This is a genomic window from Flavobacterium sp. N1719, assembly GCF_025947045.1.
Classification (GTDB): domain Bacteria; phylum Bacteroidota; class Bacteroidia; order Flavobacteriales; family Flavobacteriaceae; genus Flavobacterium; species Flavobacterium stagni.
In genome coordinates this window covers 1,078,961-1,099,450 of the sequence record NZ_CP109993.1, presented here as the reverse complement: position 1 = coordinate 1,099,450, position 20,490 = coordinate 1,078,961, and the positions used below count along the sequence as shown (strand labels likewise).

Here is a 20,490-nt window from a genome sequence, read left to right as displayed (position 1 = left end):
AACGGGGCACTTTTTTTTACATTTGAATAATGAATCTACTTTGGATAAAAACACCTCGCTGGGTGAAACGCATTTTTTCAAACCTGATTTGGGAAGTACCCAATACGGAAAAAGTGGTGTACCTTACCTTTGACGATGGCCCAACACCAGAAATCACGGATTGGGTTCTGGAGGAATTGGCGAAATATCATTTTAAAGCGACTTTTTTTCTGATTGGTGACAATATTCGCAAATATCCTGAAACGGCTCAAAACATTCTCAAAGAAGGCCACACCATCGGAAACCACACGTTCAACCATTGGAATGGATGGCAAAAAAATACCGATGCTTACATTGCCAATACAGAATTAGGCGCCCAACAAATCAAAAACACCCTTGGTGTATCACCTGTACTTTTTCGTCCACCGTATGGAAAATTGAAACCTGGCCAAGTAAGAGCTTTACGCAAAATAGGGTTTAAAATAATCATGTGGGACATTATCACTTACGATTGGGATACTACTAAAAGTCCCGAATTTTGCCTGAACACTATAACTAAAAATGTAGAATCGGGAAGTATTATCGTTTTCCATGATAGCAAAAAAGCCTTCGGCAACCTGAAAGTGGTATTGCCCAAGGCTTTACAATATCTTAATGAAAACGGGTTTCGTAGCGAAAGTCTGATCTAAAGTTGGTCGTTGACAATATTAATGAGCGAATTGGCGTCCAACTCACCCGATTGTCTCCAAACCATTTGACCATTTTTGTAAATCATCAACGTAGGCAAACCTTTAATACGAAGCGCTTCTGCTAATTCTTGATTTTTATCTACATCAATTTTGATCACCTTTGCCTTATCGCCTAACGCGGCAGCTACATCGCGAATCACGGGATGCATCGATACTGATGACTCATTCCATTCGGTATAAAAGTCAATCAAAACCGGCACTTGCGCATTGATAAGTTCTCCAAATTTCGACATATAATCAATCGGTTTTTAGGGTTCTCTACTCAAAGTAAAGAAAAATTAGAATACAAATGTAGTATTTTTAACAAATTATGCGACACTCTTGCCTTTTTTTAGTTCAATTACCGTAATTTCAGGCATAATTCCTACGCGACCGGGATAGGCATGGAAACCAAATCCGCGATTGACGTAAATGTACCGACTGGCATTTTCATACAATCCTGCCCATTGATTGTAGACATATTTCACCGGACTCCATTTTAACCAACCTGGAATTTCGATACCGAATTGAAACCCATGGGTGTGACCTGATAAAGTAAGCTGATAATGATCGGGATGATTCTTGACTTCTACATCCCAATGACTGGGGTCATGCGACATTAGAATCTTAAAATCTTCAGCCGTTAATCCCGCACCTGCTTTGGCCAAATCGCCTGCTTTTTTAAATTTTACACCCCAATTTTCAACACCAACTATTGCTAAAGAAGCCGCGTCTTTCTGCAATTTGACATGTTCATTCAGCAACAACTTAAAGTCAATTTTTTGGTGTAAATCTTTAATGTTTTGAAAATTTTGCTCTTTTTCTTTCGGAGAATCCCAATCCAAATATTCACCATAATCGTGATTTCCTAAAACGGAAAATTTACCAAACGAATGCGGACGAATGGATTTGAACATCGCAATCCACGGTTCCATTTCATCGGCATGATTGTTTACAATGTCACCCGTAAACAATAACAAATCGGATTCTTGTACATTGATTAAATCGATGGCATGCTGAATTTTCTCGGCATCATCAAAACTCCCACTGTGAATATCGGAGATTTGTGTGAGTGTAAATCCGTCAAATTCATTTGGTAAATCTGGAAAATACAGGGTTTCTTTTCGAACTTTAAAATTGTATTTCCCTTTTGTCATTCCATAGAAAAGAGACAAAAACGGAACCGCCGCAATCCCAAGAGCAATTTGACTTACAAATTTTCTTCGCTCGGTAAAAGTCACCGGACTCGAATCCGAATTACCAATTAAGTCTTTAATCCAAATAAATACACGGATGACATCTTCAAAAAACAGCACCGGAACAATCAATAATTTGGGAACCGTAAACAACAAGAACAATCCGGTCGCCATTAATGTGGCTTGCGTTTGACCAACTTTTCGATCAAAAGTGAGAAGATTATAAAAAAAGATGCCGTATACCAAAACCGACAGCAACACATAACTCCAATGAACCCAGCGTGGTTTGAATACGGTTTTCACTACTTGAAACGTATACACTTCTACTAAAGCAACAACGGCAAGCAGTATAGTTAGAACGATTAAAAATCGAGTTTTCATAATTAAAATAAAGTGCAAAATTATCGGACTTCCCGCTTTGCGATTCAAATTTAAGGAAATTTTAACCGGAATACGGGTTTTCGAAACGCCACGTGAATAAGTTTACTATTTTTGAAAAAAAGAAATTCATGTCACAAAAACGATTATTTCTGCTCGATGCCTACGCGCTTATTTTTCGTGGGTATTACGCTTTTATCAAAAACCCGCGCATCAACTCCAAAGGAATGGACACCTCAGCCATTATGGGGTTTATGAACTCCCTAATGGATGTGATTAAACGCGAAAAACCCGATCATTTGGCCGTAGCTTTTGATAAAGGAGGCAGCGATTACCGTTTGGAAATGTTTACCGACTATAAAGCCAACCGTGACGAAACCCCTGAAGCCATCAAAATTGCCGTGCCTTATATTCAAGCGTTGTTAAATGCAATGCACATTCCGATTATTGAAAAAGCCGGATTTGAAGCCGACGATTTGATTGGAACATTAGCCAAAAAAGCAGAGCAAAAAGGCTACAAAGTCTACATGGTCACTCCCGATAAGGACTTTGGACAATTGGTTTCTGAAAATATTTTCATGTACCGTCCCGCTCGAATGGGGAACGATATCGAAATCTGGGGCGTGGAAGAAGTCAAACAAAAATTTGAAATCACCGACCCGCTTCAAGTCATCGATTTCCTAGGAATGATGGGCGATGCGGTGGATAATATTCCCGGACTCCCTGGCGTAGGTGAAAAAACCGCCAAAAAACTGTTGGCTGAATTCGGCTCCATGGAAAATCTTTTGGCCAATACCGACAAGTTAAAAGGAGCACTGAAAGAAAAAATTGAAGCCAACAAGGAACAAGGGATTCTTTCTAAAAAACTCGCCACTATCCTACTCGACTGTCCCGTTGAATTTGATGAAGATTCCTTCGAACTCACACGACCCGATATTGAAAAAACCGATGCACTGTTTCAAGAATTGGAATTCCGTCAGATGAAGACACAATTTGACAAACTCTTTGGTAGCGGAAAAGAATACGACGAAATCGACACTACAACAGCGGCAACAGGTTCAACGCCGGTTGCCAAAAAAGCGCCTGCCAAAAAAGCACCTGAAAACCAAATGGACTTGTTTGGTTTTGTCGATGAAGAAGATGCACCAACATTTTCCAACTATGCAACTTTAGCAACAACTTCCCATTTTTACCAAATCGTGCAAGGCGATTTACCTGTAAAATTATTGTTGCAAAATATGTTGAATCAATCTTCGGTTTGTTTTGATACCGAAACTACAGGAATTGATGCCAATGTGGCCGAACTCGTAGGTATGTCATTTGCTTGGGAAAAAGGAAAGGCTTTTTATGTTCCTGTTCCTGAAAACCGCGATGAAGCGCAGACTTTGGTTGATAAATTTCGACCCTTTTTTGAAAATGAAACCATTGAAAAAATTGGTCAAAACATAAAATACGATTTAAAAATATTGGCCAATTATGGTGTATCGATTCAAGGAAAGGTCTTCGACACCATGATTGCGCATTACTTGATAAACCCCGACATGCGCCACAATATGGACGTGTTGAGTGAAACCTATTTGCAGTATTCTCCCCAATCCATCGAAACATTGATTGGGAAAAAAGGGAAAAATCAATTGTCCATGCGGGATGTGCCGCTGGAAGCCATCAAAGAATATGCGGCTGAAGATGCCGACATTACCTTCCAATTGAAAGAACATTTCCAACCCATTCTGGAACGGGTGGGCACCAAAAAACTTTTTGACGAAATCGAAATTCCGCTCGTGCAAGTCCTCGCCGATATGGAACGTGAAGGAATTCGTCTCGATGTCGATTACCTCAAAAACATGTCGACGGATATGGCTGTAGAGGTAAAAGCCTTGGAACAAAAAATATACGAAGCGGCTGGTGAAACCTTCAACCTTGCGTCTCCTAAACAATTGGGCGATGTGTTGTTTGACAAACTAAAAATTGGCGGCAGCAAACAAAAGAAAACGAAAACTGGTCAATATGCTACGGGTGAAGAAGTGTTAAGCTATTTAGCCAACGAACACCAAATTGTTCGGGATATATTAGAATGGCGCCAATTGGTCAAATTACAAAGCACCTATGTGGATGCCTTACCGAATCAAGTTGACCCAAAAACCCTACGCGTTCATACGGACTATATGCAAACGGTAGCTGCTACGGGACGCTTGAGTTCGAACAACCCTAACTTGCAAAATATTCCCATCCGTACCGAACGCGGACGCCAAATTCGGAAAGCGTTTGTGGCTAAAAATGAAGATTACGTGCTACTTTCTGCCGACTACTCACAAATTGAATTGCGTATCATTGCGGCTTTGAGCGGTGAAGAAAACATGATTAAAGCATTTCAAAATAACGAAGATATTCACAGAAGTACGGCAGCCAAAGTATTCAATGTCGCTCTAGAAGAAGTGACCAAAGAACAACGAAGCAATGCCAAAACGGTCAACTTCGGAATCATTTATGGGGTTTCTGCTTTTGGATTATCCAACCAAACGAATTTGAGTCGGAGCGAAAGTGCCGCTTTAATCGACGCCTATTACCAAACCTATCCGAAATTGAAATCCTACATGCAAAACCAAGTTGATTTTGCCCGTGAAAACGGATTTGTAGAAACCATTTCGGGTCGCCGGCGTTATTTAAAAGACATCAATTCGGCCAATGCAGTGGTACGAGGTGCGGCAGAACGCAATGCTGTGAATGCACCCATTCAAGGTTCGGCTGCCGACATTATCAAAATTGCCATGATCAACATTCACCGAAAATTGAAAACCGACAACTGGCAATCCAAAATGTTATTGCAAGTCCATGACGAATTGGTATTTGATGTCCACAAATCAGAATTAGAACGCATTCAACCGCTCATTAAACACGAAATGGAAAACGCCTTTCAAATGGCCGTACCGCTGGAAGTTGAAATTGGGTATGGTATGGATTGGCTGGAGGCGCATTAACAGCATGTAGTGATCAGTGGTCACTGATCAGTATGTAGCGATCAGTGGGAAATGATTAAATTTCAGTAAAAAGCATAAAAAAATGGGTCCCAAAAGACCCATTTTTTATGATTCAACTTTTGAATTATTCTTTAATGACCTTTGTATATTGAACAGAACCATCAATCATTTGCATGGATACCAAATACAACCCTGATTGTAAATCAGATAGATTAACCGAATCTTGTGGTGCTTCAACAGTACGAATGATTTTACCCGTTGTATCTGCAAACGTAACCGATTGAATTTCGGTGGCATTGGTCAAATGTAAAACGGAAGTAAAAGGTACAGGATAAACATTCACTTTTGTAGATGCTGCCTCATTTAATCCCATATTTTGGGTCAAGGTAACGGTAACTTTCCAAGAATTATTATCTACACGATTATAATCGGCATTACAGGCAGATCCACCGTAAGTGCGCCAAGCACGCAATTCAAAATTCACCGCACCCGTTAAATTATTAGCCAAACCTAAACCTGTACGGTTGTAAGTGTACGTTCCAGTAGTTCCTCCTACACCCGAAGTGATGGCTGCTTCTGTCGTATTATTTGTAGTACAAACTAATAACGAGCGTTGTTCACTCATCCATCCGTTACTGGCTGTAGTCATGGTGTAGGCCACATCTGTTGAAGCGATATAATAGCCCGCTGGAACATTAACAGTAAGTGTACCTGGACAAGCGGTCGTACTGGTAAGCGTTGGCCCCGTTGAATATTCTGTGTTGATATCGCCATTGGTGTAAGTCACAACAATTTGACCCGTAGTAAATACTTTCAATTGCCAGAATCCTTGTGTACTACCACAATTGGATCGCACCCAAAAATAGTAGGTTGTTCCTAAAGGTAACCCGGTTAAGGTTACTGATGTCACTCCTGCAGCGACACTTCCTGAAGGTATAGTCGTATCGTTTGGAGGTGTTGCGGAAGTACTGTAATAATACTCATACCCCGAAGAAGGGGCACTAGCCGGCGCCGTCCAACTTAAGGTTCCTCCATCATTAGAAGACACATAGGAAATGTTTGTTGGGCCAGAACAAGAAGTGTAGGCATTGGCTGAAAAAGCCATAATATTGGGTATTCCACCGGTACCTGTTTTTGTAATGGTAACGCTTTGAATCAATTTGGATTGATTGGCTGCAGATATAGCGATCGGAATTTGATACAGTCTTGGATTATTTCCTCCTCCGGTTTCTAAAACATCATTGGTACGGTTGATACGACCCAATGCTGTAATCGCAAAATTGGCCCCTCCATACCAATCGGATAAACTCAAATTGGTAAAGGTTTCTGTAGTGGTATCCACATAGTTTACAGTAACACTAACCGTGGAAGCTCCACTTCCTGAAGTGGCCAACATGTATAAATTTACCGCGGCTAAGGGTGTGGTAAAAACCAAAGTTCCCGAATCATTGGTGTTTTGCAAACGCAAAGCATTGTTGGCACTGTACGATGCCAACTGATAGGTTAATCCAGCTGGTGATGCCACTGCACTAGTAATTAAACCGTTGGTTGGTAAACCATACGTCAAAGCAGCACTAGTAGATGTCAATTGGAAATCACGGGCTACAAAATTGTAATTCACGCCATCCACATCGGCTGAAGTTGATAAGGCCGAACTCCCAATACCATTCGCAACAACGTCGGCATTAAAACCGGCTTGCACGGGCATGGTTTGTAAATTTTGTGCATGTATGGGCATCAAACCCATCAATACTGCTGTAATGGAAGAAAAGAAAAGTAGTGTTTTTTTCATAATTTGTTCTTTGTAGTTAGGTATATAGGCCACTAATTTACAACTTATTACTTTATTTCTATTCCTATTTTTTTCCAACAATAAAAAAACGACTCTCAAAAATGAGAGTCGTCAATCTATTTATTTTAACAAGGTTATGTAATTTATTCCACCACTATTTTTTTCCAAATCTTTTCTGAATTGGACTGAATTTCGAGCAAATAACTTCCCGTTGATAAACCAGAAACCTCCAATTGGGTGCTTGCGGTTTCAGGTCGGATTGTTCGCACCAATGCTCCATTCAATTGATATATAGCTACTGATTGAATGTCAGATTCCGAACTAATGGTAACATTACCTTGAGACGGATTGGGATAAACACGGGTAGTTTCTTTCACGAGCTCAGTTGTTCCCAAATTTGTAAATCCTAAAGTTGTGTTCATGATGCGATTTGCTGTTCCATGATTAGAAAGCGTAAAAGAAGCCCCGTTGGCTCGCGCCAAACCGATTGCAATCGTTTGATCGGCGTAGTTAAAATCATAATCTGTTGCATCGGGCGAATCAAACGGTCGCGTGGCAATCAATGTTCGAACACCACTGTTAACTGTATTTTGGGTAACTGTCCAATTGTTTTGCGCATCGGCTGAAGGGGTTTGTCCAGACCCGTTCATACGACCATCCACTAAGGTTGTTCCGTTAAAATAAGCCATGTCCGATCCGTTCTGCATACCGCCTGTAAACTGCCCATATTGAATGGCAATCCATCGATCCGACGGACCTACCATCGTTAACGTGACTGTTTGTGTGTCGTTGTTCAATACCATTCCAGCATTGAGATTTTGCACACTGATCGGATTTGTTCCCTTGGACTGCGCGATACCCAGCAAGGGTAAAGCAAGTAAAAGTAAAGTAGTCTTTTTCATTTTTGTTTTTTTTAGTGTTTTAGTAATTGTATTAGTTGCTCATTTCCTGTTTTTACAGCATGCTCAAAGGCGGTTTGTCCTTTTTCGTCTTTGGCATCGCGATGGGCGCCATGGGAAAGCAATAGTTTGACTATTTCCACATTTTGAAACATCGCTGCATAAATCAATGCGGTGTTCCCTTGGTCGTCGGCCAAATTGGGATCCGCTTGATGGGTCAATAATAAGTTCACCAACTCCAAATTCCCTTTTACGGTAGCTGCCATTAGGGCCGAACCCATGGGCGAATTGTAATTGATGGCTACTCCTGATGCGATGATGCACTTTGCTACAGGGATATTCCCTTTATAACAAGCCAGAATCAACGGAGTGAATCCTTCACTATTTACGAGATTAAAACAGTTTTTGTTTTGAAGCAAGGCTTCTTTGGCCTGATTTTCGGTTCCTTTGCGTGCAATTTCAAAAACATCGGGTGTGCTTTGGGCCCAAATCGAAACGGAACTTATTAAGGCGAAAATCAATCCTTTCATCTATACTAAAGTTTTTTTACCGAGTCGCGCTGACGCAATTCGGTGGCCACAACAACCGTCTTGGCTTTGTAGTGCTCTTCTTTTTTTTCTAATCGTTCAATTAATAAGCGTGTAGCCACTTCCCCTATTTCAGGGCCGTGCTGACTCACGGTTGACAAACTAGGCGTCATGCGACGGGACCAAACCCCATCTGCAAAACCAATCACCGAAAGTTCGTCTGGAATACGCAATCCTTTGGTGATTCCCAATTTCATGGTCGTCACAGATGCATGTTCGTCCAAAGCAAACACGGCATCCACTTTTTTACTATCAAAGAAACCTGCAACTTTTTTATCAAAATCCTCATTGGAATCGGATAATATCACAATATCTTCATCGACAGTTAAACCCGCATCTGCCATGGCTTTACGAAAACCGTCGGCACGTAACTTCGCTACACTTAAATTGGCAATCGCCGAAAACAAAGCTATGCGCTTGCAACCCGTTTTTACCAAATGACGCGTCGCATTGACCGCCGAATCAAAATCATCCACAATCACCTTATCGCAATTCACTTCTTCTGCGATACGGTCAAACATCACAATCGGCGTCCCTTCATTGATAATGGTTTTGAAATGATCAAACTGGTGCAACTTCTGCGCTTCTTCCGAAACCGACAAAATAAATCCATCAATCGCACCATTGCTCAACATCTCTAAAGCGGTTACTTCTTTATCTAAGGATTCATTCGATATATAGGTCATTACTTTGTACCCTTTTTCATCAGCTACCTTTTCGATACCGGTAAACACTTTCGCAAAGAACGAGTTCAATATATTCGGAATAATTACACCAATGGTTTTGGTCGAACGGTTTTTCAAATTCAATCCAATCGCATTGGGCTTGTAATTTTTCAGCTTGGCATACTCCTGCACCCGTTGTTTGGTGGGCTCACTGATTTCCGGACTGTCATTCAAGGCTTTGGAAACAGTAGAAACGGAAACACCTAATTCTTTGGCAATTTGTTTTAAAGTAGCTTTTGATTTCATGGAATTGTGCTTATCGGAAGTAAAATTACGAAAATAATCACGAAATTTTCGTTGTCGTGTTATTTAAAGGTTAAAAAAGTGGTGAACAAAAAGTAAACACAGCACCTCACAAATGGATTTAGCACACTAAGAGCCAATTTTTTAAGAATCAAAAAAATAATTAAAAGTTAGCATTTGGATATATGAGAATAAATTGTACTTTTGCACTCCCTTAATTGGGAATGGAATGTTTAATTAAAATTAATTACTGTGAACACATTAAGCTACAAGACAGTTTCAGCCAACAAAGCTACTGCAGACAAGCAGTGGATTGTTGTAGACGCTGAAGGTCATAACTTAGGTCGTTTAGCTTCAAAAGTAGCCATGCTATTGAGAGGTAAATACAAACCAAGTTATACCCCGCACGTTGATTGTGGTGATAACGTAATCGTTATCAACGCTGAAAAAATCAACCTGACTGGTAACAAGATGGAGGATAAAACATACATCCGCCATACCGGTTATCCAGGTGGTCAAAGAAGCTTATCTGCCAAAGAAATGTACCGCAAAAACCCTGCGATCATGGTGGAGAAAGCTATCAAAGGAATGTTACCTAAAAACAAATTAGGTGCGCAATTATTCCGCAATTTGAATGTATACGTTGGCGCTGAGCACAAACATGCTGCTCAAACACCAAAAACCGTTAACTTAAACGATTTGAAGTAATGGGAACAATTCACAAAATTGGTCGTAGAAAGACCGCTGTGGCCCGTGTTTACGTTTCTGAAGGAACAGGTAAAATCACGGTAAACAAAAGAGAGTTCGAAAACTACTTCCCAACAGCTACGTTGCAATACAAAGTATTACAACCTTTAGCAATGACTGATAACGCTTCTAACTTTGACGTTAAAATTAACGTGTACGGTGGAGGTTCAACAGGTCAAGCAGAGGCTGTACGTATGGCGATTGCTCGTGCTATGTGCGAAGTTGAAGCTGAGAACAGAGCTATCCTAAAACCAGAAGGATTACTAACTCGTGATCCAAGAATGGTAGAACGTAAGAAATTCGGTCAGAAAAAAGCACGTAAGAGATTCCAATTCTCGAAACGTTAATCCGATTTTCGTTCACTTAAGTTTGAAATTAATCTGTTGCCGTTATTCCTTTTCGTCAAAGGAAGTTAGTTTAGCATCTAAATTATCCCAAAAAGCCCTCAAAAGCCCGATAATTGCTAATCAACGGAACGTAAACTATTAAAAAGATGGCAAATAAAATAGACGTTAAAGAATTACTAGAGGCTGGTGTTCACTTCGGACACATGACTCGTAAGTGGGACCCCAACATGGCTCCGTACATTTACATGGAGCGTAATGGTATCCACATCATTAACCTTTACAAAACTGCAGCTAAAATTGAAGAAGCTAACGAAGCTTTGAAAAAAATCGCTGCATCCGGTAGAAAGATCTTATTCGTAGCTACCAAAAAACAAGCAAAAGACATCGTAGCTGAAAAAGCAGCGGCTGTAAACATGCCTTACATCACTGAAAGATGGCCAGGTGGTATGTTGACTAACTTCGTAACTATCCGTAAAGCTGTTAAAAAAATGGCTACTATCGATCGTATGAAGAAAGACGGTACGTTCAACACTTTGTCTAAAAAAGAAAAATTACAAATCGATCGTCTTCGTGCAAAGTTAGAGAAGAACTTAGGTTCTATCGCTGACATGTCGAGACTGCCTGCAGCTTTGTTCGTAGTAGATATTAAAGCAGAGCATATCGCAGTAAAAGAAGCTCACAAATTAAACATTCCAGTATTTGCAATGGTAGATACAAACTCTGACCCTCGTCAGGCTGAGTATGTAATCCCTGCCAACGATGATGCTTCTAAATCCATCGAAAAAATCCTTTCATTAGTAACTGCTGCCGTTCAAGACGGATTAGCAAACCGTACTAATGAAAAAGAAGCTGATGAAACTCCAGAAGTGGAAACAGCGGAAACAGTGGAAGCAACTGTAGCTCCAGAGGCTACTGAAGCAGCAGCTGAAGAATAAATAAAACACTAAATTCCAATGGAAGGATTCCAAATTCCCTCGGTATTTAGTTACCCGGAGTTTGGAATCTCGAAATTGGAATTTGATTTTTTAAACGAATTTTTTAATCAAAAAAATAAAAAGAAATGTCAACTATTACTGCGTCTGACGTAAACAAACTAAGAACCATCACCGGTGCGGGTATGATGGACTGTAAAAAAGCCTTGGTAGAAGCTGAAGGTGATTTTGACAAAGCAATCGAAATCCTTCGTAAAAAAGGACAAAAAGTTGCTGCTAACCGTTCGGATCGTGAATCGACTGAAGGTGCTGTTATCGCTGCTGTAAATGCAGAAAGCACTTCAGGAGCTATCATCTCGTTGAACTGTGAAACTGACTTCGTTGGTAAAAACGAAGGTTTCGTGAAATTAGCACAAGAATTAGCTGCTTTAGCATTGAACTTCGATACGAAAGAAGCGTTATTGGCAGCTGACTTCAACGGAATCACTGTAGCAGAAAAATTAATCGAGCAAACCGGAGTTATCGGTGAAAAAATCGAAATCGGTTCTTTCGAGCGTTTAAATGGTGCTTTCGTGAATTCTTATATCCACGCGGGTAACAAAATCGCTACTTTAGTAGCTTTGTCTGCTAACGTTGCTGGTGCTGATGAAGCAGCTCGTAACGTAGCTATGCAAGCGGCTGCAATGAATCCAATCGCTTTGAACGAAGAAGGAGTGGATGCTTCTATCATCGAAAAAGAAATTGAAATTGCAAAAGACCAATTGCGTGCTGAAGGAAAACCAGAAGCAATGTTAGACAATATCGCAAAAGGAAAAATCAACCGTTTCTTCAAAGACAACACGTTGGTTAACCAAGATTATATCAAAGACAGCTCAATGAGTGTAAGCGCTTACGTAAAATCAGTAGATGCTGGTTTAACTGTAACCGGATTCAAAAGAGCGGCTTTAGGTTAATTCTAAATTCACTTGAAATAAAAAAACCCGATGCTCTTGTATCGGGTTTTTTGTTTTTTGGAGCAGACGTAATCGTGTCTTTATCCACTGCCTTCCGGTTTTCCGCTATAGCCCTCCACTGCGTTACGGGGCTGCCGCTGCAACCCGGGCTAGTTAAGAAGTGCCTATTAAAAAACCCGGACTCAATCCGGGTTCTTCGTTATTTTATCGGAAAATTTCGTGCACGCATCAAGGCATCTGTCGTTGATTTTTTCCCTCGGAACAACGGATAAGAAACTTCCGGGTCCACCGTGTTCCCCACACTAAACACATGTTTCAACAAGCGTTTCGCCACTTCTTTGTCATACAATCCTTTGCCATCTACTGTAAAAGCTTCTGTCGCATCCGCACTAATCGCATCGGCCCACAAATAACCGTAATAGCCCGCAGCATAATCATCGCCCGAGAAAATATGTCCAAACTGCGGAATTCGGTGACGCATCACTATCTCATGCGGCATGTGCAAACTGTATAGCGTCTTCGCTTCAAAATCTTTGGGATCAATCTCCGGATTCTCCAACAAATGCAATTGCATATCTACCAACGCACTCGAAATGGTTTCTACCGTTGAAAATCCTTCGTTAAATGTGGCCGCCGCTTCAATGCGGTTCACTAAATTCATCGGCATCGGTGCTCCCGTTTGGTAATGCAACGCAAATCGATTCAAGACTTCGGGTGTCGCTAACCAACGCTCTAAAATCTGTGACGGGAACTCTACATAATCCCGTGGGGTATTCGTTCCCGACAACAACGGATAATTTACATTCGAACACAAACCGTGCAACGCATGACCAAACTCATGGAACAACGTACTGGCATCATCCCACGAAATCAATATCGGTTCGCCTTCTGCTCCTTTAATGAAATTACAATTGTTGGAAACAATCGTCATCACTTCGCCGTCAAAACGACTTTGCTCACGGTAGGCCGTCATCCAAGCGCCCGAACGTTTGCCTTTACGCGCATACGGATCAAAATACCACAAGCCCACCACTTTACCCGTAGTTTTGTTGGACACTTCCCAAACCCGTACATCGGGATGAAAAACAGGAACGTCATACACTTGCTTGAAATTCAAATTGAAAATTTCTCCCGCAACCCAAAACATCCCTTCACGCAATTTCTCCATTTGCAAATAGGGCTTGATCTGATTGGCATCCACATCGTATTTGGACTTTCTTACTTTCTCCGCATAATACCGGTAATCCCAAGGTTCAATCGCAAAACTGTTACCTTCCGCGGCTACTATTTTTTGCATTTCTGCTACATCTTCCCGCACTTTCAACACCGCAGGTTCCCAAACGGATAGCATTAAATCCAAGGTGCGCTGTGGTTTTTGCGCCATGGTATTGGACAAACTCCAATCGGCAAAGGTTTTAAAACCTAACAACTTGGCTTTCTCTGCGCGCAACTTTAAAATCTTCACCAAAGTCGCATTGTTGTTATTGGCATTATCGTTATCGCCCCGACTCACGAAAATGCGAAACGCTTGCTCGCGCAAATCCCGACGGTTGGAAAAGGTCAAAAAAGGTTCGATCGACGAACGTGTATTCGCAATACATCCCAACACCTCCAAATGACGCTCTTTGGCTTCACTGCGAGCGGCGTCAGCCAACTCCTTCGGCAAGCCATCAAAGTCGGCTTCTGTTTGTAACGCCAAATACAAATTGTTTTCGTCGGCCAATTGGTTCTGACTGAATTTCGTAAACAATCCCGCCAATTCTTTATTGATTTCAGCGATACGGGTTTTGCTTTTGGGATCTGCCAAGGCGCCTTCGCGCACAAAATTTTGGTAGTAAACCGTCACCAATCGCTTTTGCTCCGGCGTCAATTTCTTCATTTCGGCACTTTTGTACACCGCTGCAATGCGATCAAACAACTTTTTGTTTTGATACATTTGGTTATTGACTTCAGAAAATTTGGGTGTAATTTCCGCTTCTACCGCCTCAAATTCGGGCGTGTTTAAATTCGAACTGTAAATGTCAAAAATCGCTTTAATGTGCGATAACCGTTTGCCCGAACGCTCCATGGCGGCTATCGTATTATCAAAACTAGGCGGCGTGGGCAAGGTGGCAATCACATCGATTTCACGCAACTTATCCGCGATAGCAACATCCACCGCCGAGCGGAATTGGCTCACTTTGTATTCGGAAAAAGCGGGCACTCCACCATATTTTCCCTTCCAATCGTTCAACAACGGATTGGTGTTTTGGGCGTCAAGATTCATCATAGGAACAGCAATCAGCACAGTGAATAATAAATTTCTCATCGTAGTTTAGTATTTACTCAAATGTAAAAAAAGCAAAGCAATTGCCCTCTGAAAAAAACCATTTTTTAACAATTATTCAGCACAACTTTCGTTTTGTTTTTTAAGTATATTTGTTGAAAACCAAAACTTTTTATTTTGAAAACAGCTATTCGCCTCGTTGTACTCTTACTACTCTCTTGTTCGGTTCACGCACAATTTGAAAAATCACTTTTATGGGAAATCTCTGGAAACGGACTCAAAAAGAAATCCTATGTGTACGGTACGTTTCACGTAAGTGAAAAAATATCCTACCATTTATCCGATGCCTTTTACCAACACTTATTGGAAGCTGACATTGTGAGTAACGAAAGTAATCCCGAAACATGGGATATCCTTTTTGACCTCGCATTGGGTGAAGCCAATTTCAATAAAGAATCCCACCAACTTTTTTCTGATAACATTTTAAAAGGAGCCGATAAACAAAAGATTCCGGGTTTGTTTGCCAATATGAATTATTTCAGCAATATGACCTCGGGTAACGATGGTGAATCCGCCGATTATCGTGAGAATACAGTTTTGGACATGTTCATTTTTCAAACCGCTAAAAAATACAACAAGAAAATTGTTGGTTTGGAAAATGCCAAAGAATCGTATTTGGCCTTGAACCGTTATGAAAAAACCCGCAACTACGACGAAGACGAAACAGAAGAAAATTCGGAAGAGGCTGAAGAAAAAAGAGCGGTTTTAGCCAAAATCATCAAAGGGAAATCGCCCTATCTTGCGCTTAAAGACTTCTACCGCGAGAAAGACATTGTCATGTTGGATTCGTTAAGCAAACTCACTGACGGACCCAAAAAACATAAAATTCTCATCTTGGACCGCAACTACATCATGGCCAAAAGCATTGACTCTTTAGCACGTCAAGGGAGTTTGTTCAGTGCGGTAGGTGCTGCACATTTGGCCGGAAAAGAAGGCGTTTTACAATTGTTAATCGACAAAGGTTATACCGTAAAACCCGTCCTAGGTCCGCTTACTAAAAAAGGTGAAGCCCAAAAGAAAGTTTTGGAAGAATTATACGTTACCCCAAAAACCAAACCCAGTGCAAGTCAGGACAACATGATCCAAGCGGTGAGTTTCGATTTGGATCTGGAATTTGGTCCGATGAAAAGTACGCTGGACATTTCCAACGGAGGCGTTCTCAACATTACGCGTTTACCCCTCAACGATTTTATGGTAAAACGCAAGGATAAATTCAATCCCAAAACCATCGATAGTTTGCTATACGAATTCATCCCCGGTAAAATCTTAGAGAAAAAAGACATTGCCGAGGAATCGTTTGTGGGTTATGATGTGCGAAATAAATCCAAAACGGGTAACTACCAACATTTCCGTTTTTATGTCACGCCTCTCGAAATCATTAGCATCTGTATGGTGGGACCTAATGATTATGTCAAGAAATTTGAACAAAGCATTTACGACCGCATTAAAATCAAAGGATTTGGTAAAAACTGGGCAACCGTTTCGCCTTCCAAAGGCGGATTTACCGTCAATCTGCCCGAATACTGTGTTCAATATGGCAATTCCGAGAAGTTTGATTCCAATGTGACGTTCCAGGCCTATGATCCTACTGAAAAAGGCTATTATTTTGTGTTGGAACAAACCATGAACGACTTTGAAAATTTGGATGATGCTTTTTTCCAACACGGACGTTTGCACAACGAATTCTACATGAATCACGAGTTGAAAGAAACCGCATCCTTTGATGAAAAAACCACCGTATTTGAATCGGTAAACGACAGCGAAAGCCATAAATACCGATTAAAATCCGTCATCAAAGGCAACAAATATTACCTTTTAGGAGCCGTAGATAGCGGTGAAGAAAATACGCGTAAATTCTTTGATTCATTTTCAATTGCTCCTTTTAAATTGCAAAAAACTACGGTACACCGTGATACCCTATCTAAGTATACCGTTGAAATTCCGGAGAAAGTTAATGAAAGTAAAATATTAGGCATTAGCCGCAGCGAAATGTACCGCTTCATGCCCAAGTCGCTTCGTGAAAATCGCATCAATACTTCTTTTAACTCCCATTCGGGTCAGAGAGTATCCATCAATGAACTATTCATTGGACGTTACAATCAGTTGAGTTCGATCGATAGTTTAAAAATAAATACGTTGAACTATTTGGAAATCGAAGAAGAAGACAACGATTCGATTCCCGACGCGGATCCATTGCATTCCAAATGGGATACGTATTTTAAAACCAAAAAGAAATCCAAAGTAACCCTCATCGACTTCAAGCAGGATGCCGAGCAAAACGCGCATATTTTGGATGCAATCATCACTAGAACTGATGCCGCTCAAGCGATTAAAGTTCGAGTGATCACCAATAAAAACCGCCAAGTGATGCTAAAAACTTTGGTGGATAAAGACTATAAAAACGACGATGCTTTTATTGAAAAAGTGTACAGTTCGTTCCGAATGGAGCCCAATGAAGGCGCCGGATTTTTAGACGACAAAGTCCAATTATTCATGGATGAAGCCCGAAGTGAAACGGATTCCATCCGTAAGTTGGCCTTTGAAAACATCTACTCGTTAAGTCTGAAAGAATCCGATTTTGAGCGCATTAAAAACTTTATCGACACCTTCCCATTCAAGGATAAAGAAATTGAGGGTAAAAGTACGTTGTACAGCGAACTCAGTCATTTGAAAAATCCAGAAATTGAAACCTATCTCGAGGCAAAATACAAGGAAGAAGGTGTCAAATCGATTGAACAATTGGCGATTTTAAATGCCTTGGCATCGCATGAAACCGAGAAGTCATTTAAAACCATTCTCCAATTGATGGAATACGATTTGCCGGTTTCTGAAGACAGCTCAGAAATTTACCAACTCTTCGGTCATTTGAGAAAAAAACCGGAAATCAGCAAGGTACTGTTCCCTGATATTTTTCAATTCTACGGCATCGACGAATACAACAAACCGATTATTCTATTTTGCAACGAACTTCTCGAAAAGAAACTGGGGTCACCCAAGAAAATTGCCGCTTTCCAGAAAATTATCTTGACCCATTCCAAACTGGAATACAAACGTATGGTGAACCGTCAAGAGAAGAAAGCCGCCAACGCCGATGAAGAGGGTGAAGACGAATATAGTGAAGATTATGTTGTAGTTGCTGAAGATGAAGAAGAGGGTGAAAACACTCAATACAGTGATTTACTCAACTACATTTCTTTATTGTACCATTTGCCTTCCAACAAAAATGTGGATGAGTTGTTGGAAAAAATGAAAAAGATTGACGACCCGAGCTTGCAATTGGAAATTGTACAGTTGGAAATGGCGCACAACAAAACGACTAAAGAACGTTTGCAAAGTGCCTTGGAGAATCCCAAATCCAAATTCAACACCATCTTATTGTTGCAACAAAAAGACGACTACAATTTATTAGATGCACTCAAAGACGATGAAATCTCCGAGGCAGCCATGTTGTTTTTTGATAAAGTGGGTGCCAAAGACAAAGTACAATTTTTAGAAAAACGCACAACCCAAAAAGACGGTCACGATTTGGTGTTTTATTTTTACCAAACCCAACCCATGAAAGACGGGAAACCCAGTGGAACCAAGGTGTTTCATGCGATGGCATTTGTGGTGAAAAACGGTAAAATACTGCCTCAGGTCTTTAAATCACCCGTAGTGGAAGATATTGACGAAGAAAATACGGTGGAAAAATTGATGCCCATCATCATGAATGAAACGTTAAATGAAAACCGTCCGATGGCCAATTACCGAAAAGACGGCAATAATTATAACCCTTTATTTGATTACGAAGACTAATGTTTCAATCGCGTAAAGATATGGTCTACATCGTGTTGGCGGGTATTTTTATCACCAACGCATTGGTTGCCGAACTCATCGGCGGGAAACTCATTTATGTGGGAGAAGCCGTGATGAGTTTGGGAATCCTCCCCTGGCCAGTCGTTTTTGTGACTACCGACCTCATCAACGAATATTTTGGTGAAAAAGGCGTGCGCAAACTGTCTTTACTCACCGCTTCGCTGATAACGTATACGTTTGTGCTGTTGTTCATCGGACTCCAGATTCCCGCTGTGAAAGGCGACGGCTTGGTAACCGATGACCAATTTAAAGCCGTTTTCGGACAGAGTATGCTGATTATTATCGGAAGTATTACGGCCTTTCTGGTATCGCAATTAATTGACGTTACCCTATTTCACTTTGTCAAAAACAAAACGGGCAACCGCATGATTTGGTTGCGCAGTACGGGTTCGACCGTCATTTCCCAACTCTTTGACAGTTTCATTGTCTTGGGAATTGCTTTTTGGCTACCCGGAAAAATGGACAACGACACGTTTATTCTTTCCGCGTTTACGGGCTATTCCGTCAAACTTGGGATTGCCATATTACTGACACCGCTTATTTATTTGGGCCATTCGTTAATCGACAACTATTTGAAAAAAGATGGACACTAAACACCGTTGCGGCTGGTGCGAAAAAGACGATTTGTACCGCGCGTATCACGATCACGAATGGGGCCGCCCGGTGCGGGACGACCAAAAAATGTTTGAATTCCTGATTTTAGAAACGTTTCAAGCCGGACTGAGTTGGTACACCATCTTGGCCAAACGCGAGAACTTTCGCAAAGCCTTTGACCAATTTGACGTTGTGAAAGTCAGTCAATACACCGAAACCAAAATCCAGGAATTATTGCAAAACGCGGGTATCATTCGCAACCAATTGAAAATTCGGGCGGCTGTCAGCAACGCCCAAGCCTATAGAAAAGTTCAGGAAGAATTTGGTTCGTTTTGCGACTACTTTTGGAGCTTCACCGGGGGCAATCCCATCGACAATGCACCCCAAACCTTGAAAGACGTTCCCGCTTCTACCCCACTTTCGGATGCCATTAGCAAAGACTTAAAAAAACGCGGCTTCAAGTTTGTCGGCACCACCGTGGTTTACGCCCACATGCAAGCCACGGGAATGGTGAATGATCATGTGGTTGGGTGTTGGACGAGAAGTTGAGAAAAAAGAGAAAAGAAGCAAGAGAAAAGAAAACGCGTGTGATTATCACGGCATACACTACACTCTTAAACCCTTACACTTTTACACAAATTAACCTTTTATACTCTGTGCCTAACTTAGTGAAACATTGTGCTCCAAAATTTTAAAACATTAAGGAATTAAGTTAATCCACCAAGCCGCATAAATTAAGAGTAGTAAGTCGACCAAAGGCCGCAATCTTTATGCCTTAAACCTTAGTGGCTTTGTGGCTTCGTGGCAAATAGAAGAAAGAGAAAAGAAGCAAGAGAAAAGAAAACGCGTGTGATTATCACGGCATACACTACACTCTTAAACCCTTCCACTTTTACACAAATTAACCTTTTAAACTTTGTGCCCAACTTTGTGAAACATTGTGCTCCAAAATTTTAAAACATTAAGGAATTAAGTTAATCCACCAAGCCGCATAAATTAAGAGTAGTAAGTCGGCCAAAGGCCGCAATCTTTATACCTTAAAACTTTGTGCCTTTGTGGCTTCGTGGCAAAAAGAAGAATGAAGAAAGAAGCAAGAGAAAAGAAAACGCGTGTGATTATCACGGCATACACTACACTCTTAAACCCTTACACTTTTAAACTTCCATTTGAAAATATGATGATTTGAAAATTTGAAAATAGGCGTTCTTTCGCACTTACTGCTACACTTTTA

General features: G+C 40.9%; 16 protein-coding genes. 9 read left to right on the top strand and 7 right to left on the bottom strand.

What is annotated here, in order from left to right:
- Window positions 1-29: 29 nt before the first annotated feature.
- Window positions 30-668, top strand: a complete 639-nt coding sequence (locus OLM45_RS04485) for a polysaccharide deacetylase family protein (RefSeq protein ID WP_264512311.1) — start codon at window positions 30-32, stop codon at window positions 666-668.
- Here the strand turns inward: OLM45_RS04485 and OLM45_RS04480 are convergent.
- Window positions 665-961 carry a thioredoxin family protein gene (locus OLM45_RS04480; RefSeq protein WP_129460034.1) on the bottom strand — a complete coding sequence of 99 codons (297 nt, stop codon included), beginning with the start codon at window positions 959-961 and terminating at the stop codon, window positions 665-667. The two genes, OLM45_RS04485 and OLM45_RS04480, sit on opposite strands and share 4 nt — an antisense overlap.
- Window positions 962-1,036: 75 nt before the next feature.
- Complete coding sequence (locus tag OLM45_RS04475; protein WP_264512309.1) at window positions 1,037-2,284, bottom strand: metallophosphoesterase; 1,248 nt, start codon at window positions 2,282-2,284, stop codon at window positions 1,037-1,039.
- Between the two features lie 128 nt (window positions 2,285-2,412).
- Between OLM45_RS04475 and polA the strand changes: the two genes are divergently transcribed.
- Window positions 2,413-5,259: a DNA polymerase I gene (polA, locus tag OLM45_RS04470; RefSeq protein WP_264512307.1), complete on the top strand. Its 2,847-nt coding sequence runs from the start codon at window positions 2,413-2,415 to the stop codon at window positions 5,257-5,259.
- A 124-nt stretch (window positions 5,260-5,383) separates the two neighbouring features.
- Here polA and OLM45_RS04465 read toward each other — a convergent pair whose 3' ends face one another.
- From OLM45_RS04465 to OLM45_RS04450, 4 genes are all read right to left on the bottom strand, one after another.
- Window positions 5,384-7,051: a T9SS type A sorting domain-containing protein gene (locus OLM45_RS04465; RefSeq protein WP_264512305.1), complete on the bottom strand. Its 1,668-nt coding sequence runs from the start codon at window positions 7,049-7,051 to the stop codon at window positions 5,384-5,386.
- Window positions 7,052-7,194: 143 nt separating this feature from the next.
- Window positions 7,195-7,953, bottom strand: coding sequence for a T9SS type A sorting domain-containing protein (locus OLM45_RS04460; RefSeq protein WP_264512303.1), 759 nt, complete (start codon window positions 7,951-7,953; stop codon window positions 7,195-7,197).
- Window positions 7,954-7,964: 11 nt separating this feature from the next.
- A complete protein-coding gene (locus OLM45_RS04455; protein WP_129460043.1) occupies window positions 7,965-8,480 on the bottom strand; it encodes an ankyrin repeat domain-containing protein in 516 nt (171 codons plus the stop codon).
- Window positions 8,481-8,485: 5 nt separating this feature from the next.
- On the bottom strand, window positions 8,486-9,508 hold the full coding sequence (locus OLM45_RS04450; protein WP_264512301.1) for a LacI family DNA-binding transcriptional regulator: 1,023 nt from the start codon (window positions 9,506-9,508) through the stop codon (window positions 8,486-8,488).
- 249 nt (window positions 9,509-9,757) lie between these two features.
- Between OLM45_RS04450 and rplM the strand changes: the two genes are divergently transcribed.
- The 4 genes from rplM (at window position 9,758) to tsf (ending at window position 12,484) form a co-directional block, all read left to right on the top strand.
- The gene (gene rplM / locus OLM45_RS04445) at window positions 9,758-10,213 is read left to right on the top strand and encodes a 50S ribosomal protein L13 (protein ID WP_073363497.1); all 456 of its coding nucleotides are present in this window, start codon (window positions 9,758-9,760) and stop codon (window positions 10,211-10,213) included.
- Complete coding sequence (gene rpsI, locus OLM45_RS04440) at window positions 10,213-10,599, top strand: 30S ribosomal protein S9 (protein WP_073363499.1); 387 nt, start codon at window positions 10,213-10,215, stop codon at window positions 10,597-10,599. The genes rplM and rpsI overlap by 1 nt, the downstream gene beginning before the upstream one ends.
- A gap of 146 nt (window positions 10,600-10,745) precedes the next feature.
- The gene (rpsB, locus tag OLM45_RS04435) at window positions 10,746-11,534 is read left to right on the top strand and encodes a 30S ribosomal protein S2 (RefSeq protein WP_129460045.1); all 789 of its coding nucleotides are present in this window, start codon (window positions 10,746-10,748) and stop codon (window positions 11,532-11,534) included.
- A gap of 125 nt (window positions 11,535-11,659) precedes the next feature.
- Window positions 11,660-12,484 carry a translation elongation factor Ts gene (gene tsf / locus OLM45_RS04430; RefSeq protein WP_264512299.1) on the top strand — a complete coding sequence of 275 codons (825 nt, stop codon included), beginning with the start codon at window positions 11,660-11,662 and terminating at the stop codon, window positions 12,482-12,484.
- A 199-nt stretch (window positions 12,485-12,683) separates the two neighbouring features.
- On the opposite strand, the gene OLM45_RS04425 is transcribed toward tsf, so the two are convergent.
- Window positions 12,684-14,792: a M3 family metallopeptidase gene (locus tag OLM45_RS04425; RefSeq protein ID WP_264512297.1), complete on the bottom strand. Its 2,109-nt coding sequence runs from the start codon at window positions 14,790-14,792 to the stop codon at window positions 12,684-12,686.
- A 135-nt stretch (window positions 14,793-14,927) separates the two neighbouring features.
- Between OLM45_RS04425 and OLM45_RS04420 the strand changes: the two genes are divergently transcribed.
- The 3 genes from OLM45_RS04420 to OLM45_RS04410 are packed head-to-tail and all read left to right on the top strand — an operon-like array spanning window position 14,928 to window position 19,808.
- Window positions 14,928-18,605 carry a TraB/GumN family protein gene (locus OLM45_RS04420; RefSeq protein ID WP_264512295.1) on the top strand — a complete coding sequence of 1,226 codons (3,678 nt, stop codon included), beginning with the start codon at window positions 14,928-14,930 and terminating at the stop codon, window positions 18,603-18,605.
- Entirely contained in the window at window positions 18,605-19,258 is a 654-nt protein-coding gene (locus tag OLM45_RS04415) for a queuosine precursor transporter (RefSeq protein WP_264512293.1), read from the top strand. The genes OLM45_RS04420 and OLM45_RS04415 overlap by 1 nt, the downstream gene beginning before the upstream one ends.
- Window positions 19,248-19,808, top strand: coding sequence for a DNA-3-methyladenine glycosylase I (locus tag OLM45_RS04410; RefSeq protein ID WP_264512291.1), 561 nt, complete (start codon window positions 19,248-19,250; stop codon window positions 19,806-19,808). Before OLM45_RS04415 ends, OLM45_RS04410 begins: the two co-directional genes overlap by 11 nt.
- Window positions 19,809-20,490: the final 682 nt, after the last annotated feature.